Annotated in this window: 14 protein-coding genes and 1 pseudogene; 9 read left to right on the top strand and 6 right to left on the bottom strand. The window is 33.4% G+C overall.

What is annotated here, in order from left to right; all coding sequences use genetic code 11:
- Positions 1–19 precede the first annotated feature (19 nt).
- A complete protein-coding gene (locus tag H2O64_RS10505) occupies positions 20–2,218 on the top strand; it encodes an ATP-dependent DNA helicase RecQ (protein WP_187562149.1) in 2,199 nt (732 codons plus the stop codon).
- 80 nt (positions 2,219–2,298) lie between these two features.
- Here the strand turns inward: H2O64_RS10505 and H2O64_RS10500 are convergent, their stop codons facing one another.
- From H2O64_RS10500 to H2O64_RS10490, 3 genes are all read right to left on the bottom strand, one after another.
- Entirely contained in the window at positions 2,299–2,967 is a 669-nt protein-coding gene (locus H2O64_RS10500) for a response regulator (protein ID WP_187562148.1), read from the bottom strand.
- Between the two features lie 15 nt (positions 2,968–2,982).
- Positions 2,983–4,983 carry an ATP-binding protein gene (locus H2O64_RS10495; protein WP_187562147.1) on the bottom strand — a complete coding sequence of 667 codons (2,001 nt, stop codon included), beginning with the start codon at positions 4,981–4,983 and terminating at the stop codon, positions 2,983–2,985.
- A 94-nt stretch (positions 4,984–5,077) separates the two neighbouring features.
- Positions 5,078–5,257, bottom strand: coding sequence for a hypothetical protein (locus H2O64_RS10490; RefSeq protein WP_187562146.1), 180 nt, complete (start codon positions 5,255–5,257; stop codon positions 5,078–5,080).
- A 446-nt stretch (positions 5,258–5,703) separates the two neighbouring features.
- On the opposite strand from H2O64_RS10490, the gene H2O64_RS10485 reads away from it, so the two are divergent.
- Both H2O64_RS10485 and H2O64_RS10480 read left to right on the top strand, forming a co-directional pair.
- A complete protein-coding gene (locus H2O64_RS10485) occupies positions 5,704–6,639 on the top strand; it encodes a peptidylprolyl isomerase (RefSeq protein ID WP_187562145.1) in 936 nt (311 codons plus the stop codon).
- A 54-nt stretch (positions 6,640–6,693) separates the two neighbouring features.
- Positions 6,694–7,230 carry a YfiT family bacillithiol transferase gene (locus H2O64_RS10480; RefSeq protein ID WP_187562144.1) on the top strand — a complete coding sequence of 179 codons (537 nt, stop codon included), beginning with the start codon at positions 6,694–6,696 and terminating at the stop codon, positions 7,228–7,230.
- Between the two features lie 139 nt (positions 7,231–7,369).
- On the opposite strand, the gene H2O64_RS10475 is transcribed toward H2O64_RS10480, so the two are convergent.
- Positions 7,370–7,927, bottom strand: a complete 558-nt coding sequence (locus H2O64_RS10475; protein WP_187562143.1) for a thioredoxin family protein — start codon at positions 7,925–7,927, stop codon at positions 7,370–7,372.
- Between the two features lie 45 nt (positions 7,928–7,972).
- Here H2O64_RS10475 and H2O64_RS10470 point away from each other — a divergent pair.
- Positions 7,973–8,307: pseudogene (locus tag H2O64_RS10470) on the top strand (tRNA-binding protein).
- Positions 8,308–8,369: 62 nt separating this feature from the next.
- Here H2O64_RS10470 and H2O64_RS10465 read toward each other — a convergent pair.
- Positions 8,370–10,895, bottom strand: coding sequence for a M14 family metallopeptidase (locus H2O64_RS10465; RefSeq protein WP_187562142.1), 2,526 nt, complete (start codon positions 10,893–10,895; stop codon positions 8,370–8,372).
- 236 nt (positions 10,896–11,131) lie between these two features.
- Positions 11,132–11,311 (bottom strand): hypothetical protein, encoded by a 180-nt coding sequence (locus tag H2O64_RS10460; protein ID WP_187562141.1) that lies wholly within the window; start codon positions 11,309–11,311, stop codon positions 11,132–11,134.
- Between the two features lie 179 nt (positions 11,312–11,490).
- Here H2O64_RS10460 and H2O64_RS10455 point away from each other — a divergent pair, with 179 nt between their 5' ends.
- The 5 genes from H2O64_RS10455 (at position 11,491) to H2O64_RS10435 (ending at position 16,762) form a co-directional block, all read left to right on the top strand.
- Entirely contained in the window at positions 11,491–12,039 is a 549-nt protein-coding gene (locus H2O64_RS10455) for a GNAT family N-acetyltransferase (RefSeq protein WP_187562140.1), read from the top strand.
- A gap of 15 nt (positions 12,040–12,054) precedes the next feature.
- The gene (locus H2O64_RS10450) at positions 12,055–12,498 is read left to right on the top strand and encodes a hypothetical protein (protein ID WP_187562139.1); all 444 of its coding nucleotides are present in this window, start codon (positions 12,055–12,057) and stop codon (positions 12,496–12,498) included.
- A 149-nt stretch (positions 12,499–12,647) separates the two neighbouring features.
- Positions 12,648–13,739 carry a redox-regulated ATPase YchF gene (ychF, locus tag H2O64_RS10445; RefSeq protein ID WP_187562138.1) on the top strand — a complete coding sequence of 364 codons (1,092 nt, stop codon included), beginning with the start codon at positions 12,648–12,650 and terminating at the stop codon, positions 13,737–13,739.
- A 223-nt stretch (positions 13,740–13,962) separates the two neighbouring features.
- Positions 13,963–14,763: a hypothetical protein gene (locus H2O64_RS10440; protein ID WP_187562137.1), complete on the top strand. Its 801-nt coding sequence runs from the start codon at positions 13,963–13,965 to the stop codon at positions 14,761–14,763.
- A 142-nt stretch (positions 14,764–14,905) separates the two neighbouring features.
- A complete protein-coding gene (locus tag H2O64_RS10435; protein ID WP_187562136.1) occupies positions 14,906–16,762 on the top strand; it encodes a DNA topoisomerase IV subunit B in 1,857 nt (618 codons plus the stop codon).
- Positions 16,763–16,830 lie beyond the last annotated feature (68 nt).

Raw genomic sequence — 16,830 nt, 5'->3', positions numbered from 1 at the left:
AAAATAGTAAAAAGATAGAATGAGTTTAGTAGAAATTGACTTATATAAGGAACTAAAGAAGCACTTCGGGTTCGGTCAATTCAAAGGACTACAGGAAGAAGTTATTAAAAGCATCATCAGCAATAAAAACACCTTTGTAGTTATGCCGACGGGCGGTGGTAAATCTTTATGTTACCAATTGCCAGCGTTAATGACAGAAGGAACTGCTATTATTGTTTCTCCCCTAATTGCCCTAATGAAGAACCAAGTAGACGCGCTCAGAGGAATATCTTCTCAGGACGGTATTGCACATGTATTGAATTCTTCGCTTACCAAAGCAGAAATCAGACAGGTAAAAGAAGACATTACAAATAAGGTTACAAAACTGTTGTATGTCGCACCAGAATCATTAACTAAAGAAGAAAATGTAGAGTTCTTACGAACTGTTAAAATTTCTTTTATGGCAGTTGATGAAGCCCATTGTATTTCAGAATGGGGACACGATTTTCGTCCCGAATACAGAAATCTTAAAAGTATTATTGGAAAAATTGGAGATAATATTCCAATTATTGGACTCACAGCGACCGCGACCCCAAAAGTGCAAGAAGATATTCTTAAAAACTTAGGAATGTCAGATGCAAAAACGTTTAAAGCGTCGTTTAATAGACCTAATTTATATTACGAAGTACGCCCAAAAACAAAGAATGTAGATGCAGATATTATTCGCTTTGTAAAGCAAAATGATGGTAAAAGCGGAATTATATACTGTTTGAGTCGTAAACGTGTAGAAGAATTAGCGCAAGTACTTCAGGTAAATGGAGTGAATGCAGTTCCATATCATGCTGGATTGGATCCAAAAAAACGCGCCAAACATCAAGATATGTTTTTGATGGAAGACTGTGAAGTCGTGGTTGCAACGATTGCATTTGGTATGGGAATTGACAAACCTGATGTTCGATTTGTGATTCATCATGATATTCCAAAAAGTATTGAAAGTTATTATCAAGAAACTGGACGCGCTGGAAGAGATGGCGGTGAAGGTCATTGTTTGGCTTTCTATTCCTATAAAGATATTGAAAAGTTAGAAAAATTTATGTCTGGAAAACCTGTTGCAGAACAGGAAATTGGACATGCGCTTTTACAAGAAGTGGTTGCGTATGCAGAAACTTCTATTTCTAGGCGAAAATTTATATTACATTACTTCGGTGAAGAATTTCCAGATGATGGAGAAGGAGCAGAGATGGACGATAATGTTCGTTTTCCGAAAAAGAAAGTAGAAGCTCAAGATCAAGTAGTTAAGTTGCTAAAAACGATTCAAGATACAAAACAGACGTATAAATCGCGTAATGTTGTCAATGTATTGATTGGAAATGAAAATGCATTGATTAAATCACATAAAACGCATTTACAACCTTTTTTTGGGTTAGGAAACGCATTCAATGATAAATATTGGATGGCGTTAATTCGTCAAGTCTTAGTTGCTGGTTATCTTCGAAAAGATATTGAAACGTACGGCGTTATCAAGTTAACAGACGCAGGGAAAGCTTTTATAGAAAGTCCTGAATCATTTATGATGACGGAAGATCATGACTTTATTGATGCAAATGATAATAATATTATTACCGCTTCAAAAGGAAATGGTGTCGTTGCAGATCAAAAATTGATGACGATGTTGAAAGATTTGCGGAAGAAAGTAGCCAAACGCTTAGGAGTTCCGCCGTTTGTGGTTTTTCAAGATCCTTCTTTGGAAGATATGGCACTGAAATATCCTATTTCGATTGATGAAATGAAGAATATTCATGGCGTAGGAGATGGAAAAGCAAAGAAGTATGGTAAAGACTTTATCGATTTCATCAAAAAGTATGTTGATGAAAATGATATTCTTAGACCTGATGATTTAATCGTAAAAAGCACTGGAGTTAATTCTGGTTTAAAATTATACATTATTCAAAATGTTGATAGAAAGCTTCCGCTAGATGATATTGCAGCTTCAAAAGGTCTTAAAATGGTTGATTTCATTAAAGAAATGGAGCAAATTGTTTACAGTGGAACTAAGCTAAATATAAGCTATTGGATTGATGATATTTTAGATGAAGACCAACAAGAAGAAATTCATGAATATTTTATAGAATCTGAAAATGACAAAATTTCTGCTGCAATGGAGGAGTTTGATGGCGATTACGACGATGAAGAATTACGTTTGTATCGGATCAAATTTATCAGTGATGTAGCAAATTAACATACGACACAACAAGTTGTCAAAATTAAAAAAAGCTGTTTGAAGTAATATCAAACAGCTTTTTTATTGTTTTAAATTTTTTATAGAAAACCAGTATTTCGGGCTTGTTCTAAAAGTGATTCATCACCTTTCTTTTCTACATCAAATACTTCTTTTAAGTGTCGTTTGCGCTTTTCTATTGCTGCAAGTGATAGTGGAATGTATTCTGTTAAGTTTTTTGTTTTTATTCCTTTCGAAAGGTGGAATAGGATATTACGATCAATATCATCCAAGACAACTTCATTGATAATTCGCGTACGAAGTAATTTTGTTACTGTATGACTGTAATATGGCGGATCGGTCAATACTACTTGAAACGCACGCATTAATTCATCGGAAGTTACATCACTTTTTACTAAGAAACCATCTGGATTAATGTTTTTGAGAATATTGTGAATTCTGAAGTTATTATTAAACATTGTTAGAATCACAACTTTTGCGTCTGGAAGTAGTTCTTTTACTTTAATTCCTAAATCTTCTCCTGAAATAATTTTCCCATCACTTGATGGAGGTAATTTTATATCTAAAAAAACGACATCATACGGAGTTCCAGTAGATGCATTTTTAATTTTGCTAAATGCACCGTCACAACTGTCGGATGTATCAATCCGTAGTGTCATTTCATCGGAGTTAATGCCGAGTAAGGCATTTTTATAGCCTTCGATGATCATTGGATGATCATCTACAATTAATACTTTTATATCTTTCATATGTAAGGTTAAGTTCTACGTCATAGGAACGTCAACACTAATAGAGGTTCCTTTACCTGGAATTGAATTTATAGTAAATTGTCCATGAAGTAAAGCTACTCTTGATTTCATATTTTTAAGTCCTATACCGCTACTTCTTTTTTCTTGGTCAAAACCAACGCCGTCATCTTTAATGGTAAGGATAATATGATCATCATTCTTTTTAAAATCTAGTATTACGTTTTCTGCTTGCGCATATTTATTGATATTTTGAATAGATTCTTGTACAATTCGATAGATATTTATTTTAATATGCCCTGGAATATCTGTCCATACAATACGATCATCATCTTCAATTATATATTTAAAGTTAGTTATTTTCGACTGTTCCTCCAAGAGATTTGCAATCATTGTGCTATAACTCGTTGTAGAATTGAAATTATCGATCCCTAATTCATGCGAAATATTCCTTACTTCTTCCTCAATGCTTTGAAGTTCATAGATATATTGTTCTCTCATTTTCTTTGAACTCAAGTCATCTTTACTATTCAAACTTCCCAAGCTGAGTCGTGTACCAAATAATCTTCCAAGGATTCCGTCGTGTAATTCGAGAGAAATCCGTTCTTTTTCACGTTTTCTTCCTTCTTCAATTTTATCTTGCTGATCAATCATTAAGTTGTAAATCTCCTCATTGGCACGCTGTTGTTGCTGTTCCATTTCGAGTTCTTTATTACGAGTTCGCTGTTGCGTAATTACATAAATAAGGAAGCCAAAGAAAATCAGTGCTGTTGAAGTAGCAACAATCCAAGTGTTTTGAATGCTTAATTTTTTATTTTCAGTTATAACCACATCTGTTTCAAACTTGATACGAGCAAACTTATTCCGGATACCACGTTCGTAGATAACTAAACTATCGTTGAGTTTTATATACTCATTCAAGTATTTATTACTATTGTTAGGTTCTATTTTTGCAAGCAGTTTGTAATTATCTAAAAGGTGATCATATGATTTAATTTTTTTTCCTAATACCATTGCTTCCGTTGAAAATTTTAAACTTTGTATGGTATCTTTCTGTCGAAGATAATACTCCGAAAGGTGAATTTTATTAATAAGAAGTCCTACGGAAATATTGAGACTGTCTCTAATGTGCAAAGCTTTATAAAATAGATCAGGTAAATCATCATGATCATTTAATATAAATTTTGAATATGCCAAGTTATCTGTCAATGTTGCGTACAGTCTAGTATTTTTATAATAAATACTATCATAATTTAATCCTTCTTTGTATTTTTTAATAGCCAAAGCATGATTGCCTAAATTTCTGTAAACAATACCTATATTATTTAAAATAGTAGCTTCTCTTATGTCATCCTTACTACTTTTTCTGAGATATTCTAGTGAATCTTTATAACATTTAATAGCTTTTTCGTACTCTTCTAAATTATTATATATGATGCCAAGAAGGTTATAACAATTATATAAACTATTATAATCCTTTTGATCTTGAAATATTTCGATGGCATTTATGATTGCAATTTCACTTCCTGTATAATCCCTAACATCTTTTTGAATTTGTCCAATATTAAACCATATGGAAGCTACTTTTTTTAGTTCACCTATACTACTAAATATTTTTTTTGTGTTGTTGTAGAAATAGTAAGCACTATCAAGCTTTTTATTCTTTTTATAAAAAGCACCCATGTCCCAATAATGGTCGCCAAGCGTAATAGAATCTTTAAGTTTAGTAGATAACAAGACGCCTTCTTTGTTTACTTTTTTAAACATGAATTCATCATTAATTCTGTAATATGCATAAGATAATTTAGAATAATACACGTTTTTCAAAGAGTCATTTGATTCTCTTTGTGCTATTCTATATGCCTTGTCTAAAGAATCTTTTTTAACTTCAAATGAAAGACTTCTATCTTTAAAAATGTTTGATAAGTCTAAAATTCTTTTACTCGTTTGAGAAATTAGTACATTACATAAAAATAGTATAAAAAGTAGACAATATTTTTCTTTGGTTTTGAATATCAAAATAAGTAGGTGTTTGTCACAAATTTATCTTTTTTTTATTTAATATAAAAGCCTTCCGGTGGAAGGCTTTTATATTTAAACGAAATATGGTTGATTAATTTCCTTGTCCACTACCTTGACCTCTGTCAACTTCTGGATCTTCTTCATCTCCAGTTCCAGTTACATTTTCAAATATAGTATCATCTCCTGCATCAGAAGTGCTGTTTGGCTCACATGCTATAAATCCTAAGTTTACTACTAATAATAATGCGAATAATCCGAATACTTTTTTCATCTTTTTAAATTTTAATTAAGTTAGTTACTAGTTATTTTGTTACTCATTTTTTCCTACTACTATGAAAAGTCATTTTTTTAATGATTTTTTTAAGCTATTACCGTAATAGACTTCTTTTATAAAACCATATTTTCACAAAAAAATAAGCTTCTTTTTTATTTTAATGAAAACTCTCTTATTCTTGTTAACACCCAAAAGTTAAATTGTTTTCACTAAATTTTAAATTTAAAATCAAGCTAACTATCTGATAATCAGCAATTGAAATTAAACAGATTTTTAACTTGATTCTTAAATCAAGTTAAAGTCAAAAAATTTGGTTTCGCTACGGTTTTTCGATAAAATAAATATGGGATTCCAATACTATTATTAAAAAGATTATTTTCAACAGTGTATTTTGTAATTGTATTTTGATGCGTATCTTCGCACTTTAAATTAAAATATATATAATGGAAGACGGTTTATACGCAAAACTACATACGAGTAAAGGAGAAATCTTAGTAAATTTAACTTATAAAAGAACACCAGGAACAGTTGGTAACTTTGTTGCTTTGTCTGAAGGACAATTAGAAAATAATGCAAAGCCACAAGGAACTCCGTATTATGATGGATTAAAGTTTCATAGAGTTATTCCAGATTTTATGATTCAAGGTGGTTGCCCACAAGGAACTGGTACAGGAAGTCCTGGATATACTTTCGATGATGAAATTCATCCAGAATTGACACATAGCGAACCAGGAGTTCTATCTATGGCAAATGCCGGACCAGCAACTAATGGCAGTCAATTTTTTATTACACATATTCCAACTCCTTGGTTAGACGGAAAACATACCGTTTTTGGTCATGTTTTTCATGGACAAGAAATTGTTGATACAATCGCACAAGGTGATCATATTGATAAAGTTGAAATTATTCGTGTTGGAGCTGATGCAGAAGCTTTCAATGCTATAGAAGCATTCCGTTTATTTGATGGAGCAAAAGCAGCACGCATCAAAGCAGCAAAAGAAAAAGAAGAAAAAGAATTAGCAGAAATCGCAACAGGTTTTGATGCAACTGAAAGTGGATTACGTTATAAAATAATTCAAAATGGAGACGGCGTGCAAGCTGAAAAAGGAAAAACGGTTTCTGTACACTATAAAGGAATGTTTCCTGATGGTGGCGTTTTTGATTCTTCATACCAAAGAAATAAACCAATTGATTTTCCATTAGGACAAGGAAATGTAATTCCAGGTTGGGACGAAGGTATCGCTTTATTGAAAGTAGGAGATAAGGCTCGATTTGTAATTCCTCCACATTTAGCGTACGGTGAAAGAGGAGCTGGCGGCGGCGCTATTCCACCAAATGCTACGTTAATGTTCGATGTAGAACTAATGGATGTAAAATAAATAATACAAAACGCTCTGAAAATCTCAGAGCGTTTTTTTATACAATTATAAAATATGGATTTAGAAAAATTAAAATATCCTATCGGAAAAATTCAAATTCCAACTATAATAACCGCTGAACATATTTCAAATTGGATTACTATTTTAGAAAATTTCCCTGTACTATTAGAAAATTTAGTTACAAATCTTTCGCCTTCACAATTAAATACGCCATATCGCCCTGGCGGTTGGACAATCCGGCAAGTAATTCATCATTTAGCTGACAGCCATCACAATAGTTACACACGATTCAAATGGACACTAACGGAAGATCAACCTGTAATTAAAACCTATTACGAAGATCGCTGGGCTGAGCTATTTGATAGTAAAACTGCGCCCATCAAACTTTCGTTAGATTCTCTAAAGGCATTACACGCAAAGTGGACGTACTTTTTAAAAGGATTAACAGTTGCAGATTTAGAGCAAATTTTTATTCATCCGGATGGAAATGAAAAAGTAAGTCTCAAGGAAAACATCGGAATCTACGCGTGGCATTGTAATCATCATTATGCACATATTGAACAATTAATGATTCGTGAAGGTTGGAAGTGAAATTTTAAATGCTGAATTTTAAATTATTTCTCGACACAAAATTCTATCGAATTTCACTCGAAAAGGTGATTAGTTATAAACTAAAGAATTATTTTTTTCATAAACTCATAAACTCATAAACTCATAAACTCATAAACTCCTACTGAATCCACTTAATTCCACAACCAATACTAGGTTTTTGACTTTCTGAGATTTTTTCTCCATTCAGTAACGCATCTAAAGCGGTACGAATATCATTTCCAGTAACAGGAATTCCGTTATTTGGACGCGAATCATCTAATTGTCCTCTATATACTAATTTCGAATCATTATCAAAAATATAAAAATCAGGTGTGCAAGCTGCATCATACGATTTGGCAACTTCCTGTGTTTCATCATACAAATATGGAAACGGGAATTGATGTTTCTGTGCGTTCAGTTTCATTAAATATGGCGCATCCGCGGGATAATTGACAACATCATTACTCGAAATTGCAACAAAACCAATTCCTTTCGCTTGATAATCGTTGGCTAATTTTACAATTCCTTCATTTACATGAATCACAAACGGACAATGATTGCAAATAAACATAACAACCGTTCCGTGTGTTCCTTTTGTATGTTCTAATGAAATTGGTTTGTCCGTAATTGTATCAATTAAAGTGAAACTTGGAGCTGTTGTTCCCAAAGGAAGCATATTTGAAGGTGTAAGTGCCATTTGAAATATTGTTTTTAAAAGGGTAAATTTACTCAAAAAAATACAATGGGAGATTTAACTTGGAACGATTTTGAAAAAGTAGACATGCGCATTGGAACTATTATCGAAGTGAACGATTTTCCAAAAGCCAGAAAACCATCATATCAACTCACAATTGACTTTGGAAAGGAAATCGGAATTCGTAAATCATCTGCGCAAATTACCAAACGCTACACAATAGAAGAATTAATTGGCAAACAAATTATGGCTGTCGTTAACTTTCCAAAAAACAAATTGCGAACTTCTTTTCAGAATGTCTAGTAATGGGTGCAGTTGATGGCGATGATGTCATTTTAATGCAACCTTCTGCAAAAATCCCAAATGGTTTAAAGGTTTCGTAAACATATAGATTTTAAATGCTAAATGTTTAATTTAACTCATAACTCATAACTCATAACTAGATTTACATCATATCCGAAAAGAAAATTGCATTCATCAACAACTTATTCGTTCCGTACCAAAAGGCTCTAAAGTTAGTGTTGTCTGTAAAAACAATCACGCGTCCGCTTCCCATTCTAGAAGTTTGAAACGGAACGGTATTTTTTAAATTTTCTAAATTTTCCTCTGAAATATATCCGCTTAACAATGGATTATCTGTGTACTGAATAGGATTATTATAGCTTTTTTCATTGGGCGTGATGAATAACGTAGTGTTTCTAAACATTGGCAATTCGTCTTGTAAATAGCCAAAGTTGATCGGATGTGAACGATCGATTTTTGTATTAAAAATTGCACCACCAATCACTTGTGCACCATTGTGATTTCTTCTGTCTTCAAACGAAACATTTTTTGCATCAAGCTCTGTCTTTTTAAAATCGAGTGTAATGAATTTTTTATCGCTTAAAAAACGACTTGCATTGCGATATCCAATAATCGTTCCGCCACTTTTCACCCAAGTTTTCAATTTACTGGTGTGTTCTCTCGATAGCGAAGAAACATTTGGTAAAATAATATGTGTGTATTTATCTATGTTCATTCGACCAAAATTGCGAACATCAAGTTTTGTCAATGGAATTTCATACCGTTGATCGAACAAATGCCAAATTTCTCCAGCATCATACGAATTGATATTATCGCCAATTAGCATTGCAATTTTTGGTTGTTTGATCGCTTTAAAATTATTACTTCCCAAATCGATTCCTTCGGTTAAACCAGAAGAAACTGCGGTAATATTCAAGTGACTTTTGTTGGCAACATACGTTAAAAACTTTTTCATTTGTTGCGCATCTAATCGTTGATTTTGCGCAGGAATCATAATTGTTCCGTAATCATAATTTACACCTTCAAGTGTAAACGGTTTCATGGCAACTTTTGCGCGCAATCCTTTCGCTTTAATGAGTGCTAATGCTTTTGGTGAATAATATTCATTCCATTCAAACAAATACGCATAATTTCCACGTCCATTAACGATTCCGCTTGGCGCTTTTAAGTCCGTAACTTTGTTTCCTGCATTTGAAATAGAACCCAATTCATCGTGCGACAAATTGAACGCTAAGGGTAATGTCCACGCAGAAACATCATAAAACAAACTATCTTGAAATTTCGTGCGTTTCTCAAACATTGCTTTAATCAATCGGCTTTGACGTTGATTGGTTGGAACAATAAAACTTGCACCTTTTTTATACGTTTTTCCGTTCTGTGTAAAATCATTTTTTACTTCATGAAACGTAATTTGGTGTCGTTGCAACATCTCTGCAAAATGATACGTTTTTGCAATATCTTTTTCATCTCCAAAAACAATCGCTTTCGAGGAATTTGAAGTTGCTTCGCGTTTTGCATCTTTATAAAATTGTTGCTGATACTTTAAAATAGACGTTCGCATGTTTTGAGCAGCTTCTAGGGTAGACAAAGCGGCTGTAAATTGATTGCGAATCGCAAATGGAAAAGTAATCAAACCATTTTCACTTTCCTGAACGTGTCCGCGTGCGCTTCCTTGTTCAAATAAAATTCCGATACTTCCATTAATATCTGGAAACGTAGAACCTTTTCCATAATAAAAATCGTCAAAACTTTCTTCTGTATAATATAAGGAACCGATTTTGTCAAAAGCTTTTGCGTGATAGGTTGCAATTTCTTTCGTTAAATCTTGATTCATTTGTGGTGTTAATGGATGTGTTCGCGAAGGAATTCCTGGTTGAAAGAAAAACGACGAATTGGAACCCATTTCGTGATGATCTGTCAAAATATTCGGCATCCATTGGTGAAACGATTTAATCCGCGCTCTCGATTCTGGCAATTGCACAGGCAACCAATCTCTATTCATGTCAAACCAATAATGATTCGTGCGTCCGCGTGGCCAAGCTTCGGCAAACTCTCTATCGTTCGGATCGGTAATCAAATGTTCGCTTTTATGCATATTTACCCAACCCGCAAATCGCTGTAAACCATCAGGATTAAACGATGGATCTAATAAAACAACGGTATTTTCTAGCAAATTATCAATCTGAGTTCCTTCGGCTGCAGCCAAATGATATGCAAGCAGCAACGCTGCATTACTTCCGCTAGCTTCATTTCCATGAATGGAAAATCCTTGATACACCACAATTGGCATATTGGAAACATCTGCGTTTTGTCCGCTCGTTTCCGTTAATGAAACATGATTTTTTCGAATCGTCTCTATATTTTGATGATTTTTAGGCGAAGTAATCGTTAATAATAATAATGGACGATCTTCAAAGGTTTTTCCGCGATCTTCCAAGGTAATTCGATCAGAACTATTTGCAAGTACTTTCATGTACATGACTAATTTATCATGTGTTACGTGCCATTTTCCAACTTCATGACCAATCACGCTTTGTGGTGTTGGAATGTTTTGGTTATACGTAACTCCTTGTGGTACATAGTACGAAAGTGATGTTTTTTGTTGAGCACTTACTGTGAAAACACTCGAAAAAAGAACTAAAAAAACAAGCTTTATAAATTGAGACATTTGCTAAATTTGGTTGGTTTGAAATGCAAAAATCAACTATTTACTATCCAATTCAAAACGGGAATCCCGTATTTAACAAAAAAGAGTGTTTTTAATGTTAAATTATAAATGTTGAACTTTAAATTTAAAAGTGACTTTTACAAAATAATTTTTGATGATTTGAATTTTGAAACAAACAAATTAGGAATTATCAAAAGAACAGCGAACCGAAGTTCGCTGTTGCATGAAAAGTAATGTTATATTTCACATGGATTTGTACGTTTACTTTTTTCTGGAGGTGGTGGCGGACAGTTGTAAGAAGGATAACAAGGTCCTACGGTTGAGTGATTAATGGCTCCACCAGAAACTTTATGAGCATCTAAAATTGAAATATTTCTTTTGTTTAGATTTAAAGATCTAAGATTCTTTTTTTTCATGATATAAAATTTTATGAGTTATGTAGTAGAGTTCAAAGAGTAGAAAATCGTTACCCAATACATATTGAAATTTTTAATTAAAAATGATTTCTCTAAAATAATCCTTGATGATTTTGATTTGAATTTTGAAACGAGTAGTTTCGGTTGTTTCAAGAATATATTGTGAACAATTGCCAATAATGACAAAACTCGAAATAGTAACAGAAAGACTTACCTTAAGATTGATTAAGTCATCAGATTTGAATTCGGTTCATGAATTGCATTCTTTTCCTGAAGTAGATGCATACAATACATTGGGAATTCCAACAAACATTTCAGAAACGAACAAAATAGTCCAAGGTTGGATTGCTGATCAACAACAAAGCGAAATTGAGAATTACATTTTTGCAATTGAACATACATCAAATGGAGAATTCATAGGTTTATTTGGGTTCAAGCTTGGAAATAAAAAATACAAAAGGGCAGAAATTTGGTATAAAATTCATCCGAAATTTTGGAAAAAAGGTTTTGCAACAGAAGCTGTAAAAGCAATACTAGATTTTGGATTTGAAACACTCAAATTACACCGAATAGAAGCTGGATGTTCTGTCCATAATATAGGTTCCATCAAAGTGCTTGAAAAAGTTGGAATGATCCGAGAAGGTCGTGGAAGAGAAGTATTGCCTTTAAAATCGGGTTGGTCAGACTGTTTTGAATATTCCATATTGGAAATGGATGAACGAAAATAAACGTAATGTTACATTATGAAAAATCAATTACTAACTTTTATAACATTTATAATTTGTTTTACGGCTTGTAAAAGTTCTTACCGTCAAAATGCTTCGGAAACTATTAGTTTCATTGGAAAAGAAATTAAATCATACAAATCTGAAACACGTAATTATGTTGATGATGAAGCTTTCCATATAAGTGTATTGGTAGTATCAAAGGATCTTTTACCAAAACAAGAAACCATACGAGTTTATGATAATCGACCTTTGGGTAGAATAAAAAAAGTTGATGGCTATGATTATATTGAATATGTTCTTTCATCACCAATTTTTGAATTAAAAACAGATGACAAAGGGAAATTGGACCTTTATTTTGTTTCTGAAAAAGAATGCAAACTTGTATTTAGTTTTGGACACATAGTTATTAAACCAATTATTGGTAAAACTCTTGCAATAACAGTTTTTTCAGGAACATAGAAATATGCTTGAATCTGTCTACCATATCCAAAAATCTAACAGGTCTGAACAAGTCAAAAACGCCCAAAAAGTCTATCCAAAATAAAATTATAATATCTACACATAAATACTATATTTGCACCACGAAATTTTTTTATCAAAATTAAGACATGAAAGCTGGAATTGTAGGATTACCAAATGTTGGAAAATCAACCTTATTTAACTGTTTATCGAATGCGAAGGCACAAAGTGCAAACTTTCCATTTTGTACCATTGAGCCAAATTTAGGTGTAGTAAATGTGCCAGATGCACGAATTGAAAAGTTAGAAGAATTGGTAAAGCCTGAACGAGTGATGCCAGCAACGGTTGAAATCGTGGATATTGCCGGATTGGTTCGTGGAGCTAGTAAAGGTGAAGGATTGGGAAATCAGTTTCTTGGAAACATTCGTGAGTGTAACGCCATCATGCACGTTTTGCGTTGTTTTGATAACGATAATATTATTCATGTTGACGAAACCGTAGATCCAATTCGCGATAAAGAAACGATTGATATTGAACTACAATTAAAAGACTTAGAAACGGTTGAAAAGCGCTTAGAAAAAGTCAAAAGAGCTGCAAGAACAGGAAATAAAGAAGCGCAAAAAGAAGAAGCTGTACTTGTAAAATTTAAACTAGCTTTAGAACAAGGAATTTCTGCAAGAGCTGTTGAAGTTTCGGATGATGAAGCAGAATTGATGAAAGGTTTTCAATTATTAACAGCAAAACCAATCTTATATGTATGTAATGTGGATGAAGCTTCGGCTAAATCTGGAAATGCGTATGTTGACAAAGTAAAAGAAGCAATAAAAGACGAAGATGCTGAAATCATTGTATTAGCTGTTGGAACTGAAGCGGATATTGCTGAATTGGAAGACTATGAAGAACGTCAATTATTCTTAGAAGATATCGGATTAGAAGAAGCAGGTGTTTCTCGTTTAATTCGTTCCACGTATAAATTATTAGATCTACAAACCTACTTTACAGCTGGTGTAAAAGAAGTTCGCGCTTGGACGATTCCTATTGGTGCAACGGCGCCACAAGCAGCTGGAGTTATTCATACAGACTTTGAAAAAGGATTCATTCGTGCGGAAGTAATCAAATATGATGACTATGTAACTTATGGAAGTGAAGCAAAAGTAAAAGAAGCTGGAAAGCTTTCTGTTGAAGGAAAAGCTTATGTTGTAAATGATGGAGATGTAATGCATTTTCTTTTTAACGTGTAATTTTTTCTTTAGAAATACCTTACTTATACTAATAAAATACAAAGCGAACTTCGGTTCGCTTTTTGCTTATAAACAAATACTTAGCTAAAATTTTTGTATTTCATTTCCTTCATTAATGCTTAAAAAAGTACGATTAAACATTAAAATTTTTATACTATAACAGTAAACATTTAGACACATTCCGTTCGTAACTTAACATGGTAACCAAATAAATTAAATTATCATGAAAAAAATTACGTACGCACTCAGTGCACTGTTAATGCTATTCGTTATGAATACGCATGCTCAACAATCTGTAATCGATAACTTAGACGAAACTTTCGATTCCGCAGAAATCATTCGCATTGAAGCAAAAAGAGTAAAAGCTGCTTTAAAAGTATTAACTGTTGATTATTTAGTAAACAACAATGTCAATGCAGATGTAGCTACTTATCTTCAAATTATGGATGTAGGTATGGAAGTTGTAGAAGAATATAGCGATGAAGTAATTTATTACATTGGGCAAGCTGCACAAGGAAACAGCAATATCGATCCTAGTAGCATTCAAAGTAAAGCTTCTACCATTGAAGGAAATGAAGATTTCGTTCGTAACAAAAGTGCGTTACTAGCAACGGAAATTCAGCAAAACAACAGAAATACGGCGCGTCAATTAATCCGTGAAATCCGCGCATTACTCAACAATCAAATTGCACTTGCAAAAGAAATCAAAACGGAGGCAACTGCTTTAAAATCGTTGGCAATCACCTACAATGTTCGTGTTGAATTAGTGGACGAACGTACAGGCGCACCAGTTCCAGCAGGAACATTACCAGGATATGTAGCAACAAACCAAGCAACTGGCGAGAATATTTATCCTGATTATTACGATTTCAACTTGTTCTTCAATTTACCAGCTGGAACATATCGTTTTGATGCATACGATGGCTACTTTGATGGTGCTTCAAGTAGCACGGTAACTTTAGATACGAGCCTTGTTGGAAATGATGGATTCATCGTTGTAACGCTTCGTTATTGGTCAGAATAAAAGGCAATTATTAAAAATCATTTAAAAAAGCGCAATATTCACAAAAATATTGCGCTTTTTGTTGATTATTTTCAGTCGTTCATGTTTTATTTTTTGATGGTATGTAGTATATTAGCATCCAACCCTAATAGCACCTCAATCAATGACAGGAGACACACAATATACCGAAGACAACATACGTTCACTTGACTGGAAAGAGCATATCCGCATGCGTCCTGGAATGTATATCGGAAAATTAGGTGACGGTTCTTCTGCAGATGATGGAATTTATATTCTTGTCAAAGAAGTTTTAGACAATTCTATTGATGAATATGTCATGGGCGCAGGAAAAACGATTGAAGTTTCCATTCAAGGAACAAAAGTGATCGTGCGCGATTACGGTCGTGGAATTCCTTTGGGGAAAGTAGTTGATGTAGTTTCCAAAATGAACACAGGAGGAAAGTACGATTCCAAAGCGTTTAAAAAATCTGTTGGACTAAATGGAGTTGGTACCAAAGCAGTAAACGCATTATCTTCTTATTTTAGGGTAGAATCTTCTCGTGATGGAAAATCGAGTGCTGCGGAATTTGAACAAGGAAACCTAATTGATCAAGAATTTTTAGATGAAACTTCTCGCAGACGTGGAACAAAAGTTACGTTCATTCCGGATGAAGCTATATTTAAAAACTATAAATACAGAACAGAATATGTTGCGAAAATGCTTCGTAACTATGTATATCTAAATAGAGGATTGACGATTCTTTTCAATGGAGAAAAATTCTTTTCTGAAAATGGTTTAAAAGATCTTTTAGAAGACAACAATAACAAAGATGACATGTTATATCCGATTATTCACTTAGAAGGTGATGATATCGAAGTAGCAATCACACACAGTAAAACACAATACAGCGAGGAATACCATTCGTTTGTAAACGGACAACATACCACACAAGGTGGAACGCATCAAGCAGCATTTAGAGAAGCAATTGTAAAAACCATTCGTGACTTTTACGGAAAAAGTTTTGAAGCATCTGATGTGCGTAAATCAATCATTTCTGCGGTCAGTATCAAAGTAATGGAACCAGTTTTTGAATCGCAAACAAAAACTAAATTGGGTTCTACAGAAATGGGTGGAAATTTACCAACAGTTCGTACCTACATCAATGATTTTGTTGGGAAATATTTAGACAACTATTTACACAAAAACCCAGATGTAGCCGATAGTATGCAGCGCAAAATCCTGCAAGCAGAACGCGAACGCAAAGAACTATCTGGAATTCGGAAATTAGCGAAAGAGCGTGCTAAAAAATCAAACTTACACAACAAAAAACTACGTGATTGCAGAGTCCATTTGGGCGATATAAAAAAAGATAGACGTTTAGAATCTACCTTATTCATTACTGAGGGAGATTCGGCTTCGGGTTCTATCACAAAATCACGAGATGTAAATACACAAGCTGTATTCAGTTTGCGTGGAAAACCATTGAATTCGTATGCAATGTCAAAAAAGATTGTATATGAAAACGAAGAATTCAACCTATTGCAAGCTGCTTTAAACATTGAAGAATCTTTGGCAGACTTGCGTTATAACAACATTGTGATAGCAACAGATGCCGATGTCGATGGAATGCACATTCGGTTATTACTCATTACCTTTTTTCTACAATTCTTTCCAGAATTGATCAAAGAAGGACATTTGTATATCTTGCAAACACCACTATTTAGAGTTAGAAACAAAAAAGAAACATTTTACTGTTACAGTCAAGCAGAAAAACAAGCCGCCATAAATAAGCTTTCTGGAAAACCTGAAATTACACGATTCAAAGGATTGGGAGAAATCTCACCTGATGAATTCAAACATTTCATAGGAGAAGACATTCGCCTAGATCCAGTAATGTTAGATAAAGAAACCTCCATTGAAGAATTATTACAATTCTACATGGGAAAAAATACCCCTAATAGACAAGAATTTATTATTAACAATCTAAAGGTGGAACTGGACCTCGTAGAAGACAAATAAAGGGTATACTATGCGGTTTGATAACGCAAAATCAAGAAAGTGGATATCATTTCTCTACTTTTTTTTGG

The organism is Kordia aestuariivivens (assembly GCF_014397005.1).
Lineage (GTDB): Bacteria > Bacteroidota > Bacteroidia > Flavobacteriales > Flavobacteriaceae > Kordia > Kordia aestuariivivens.
This window is presented reverse-complemented; position numbering and strand designations above follow the sequence as displayed.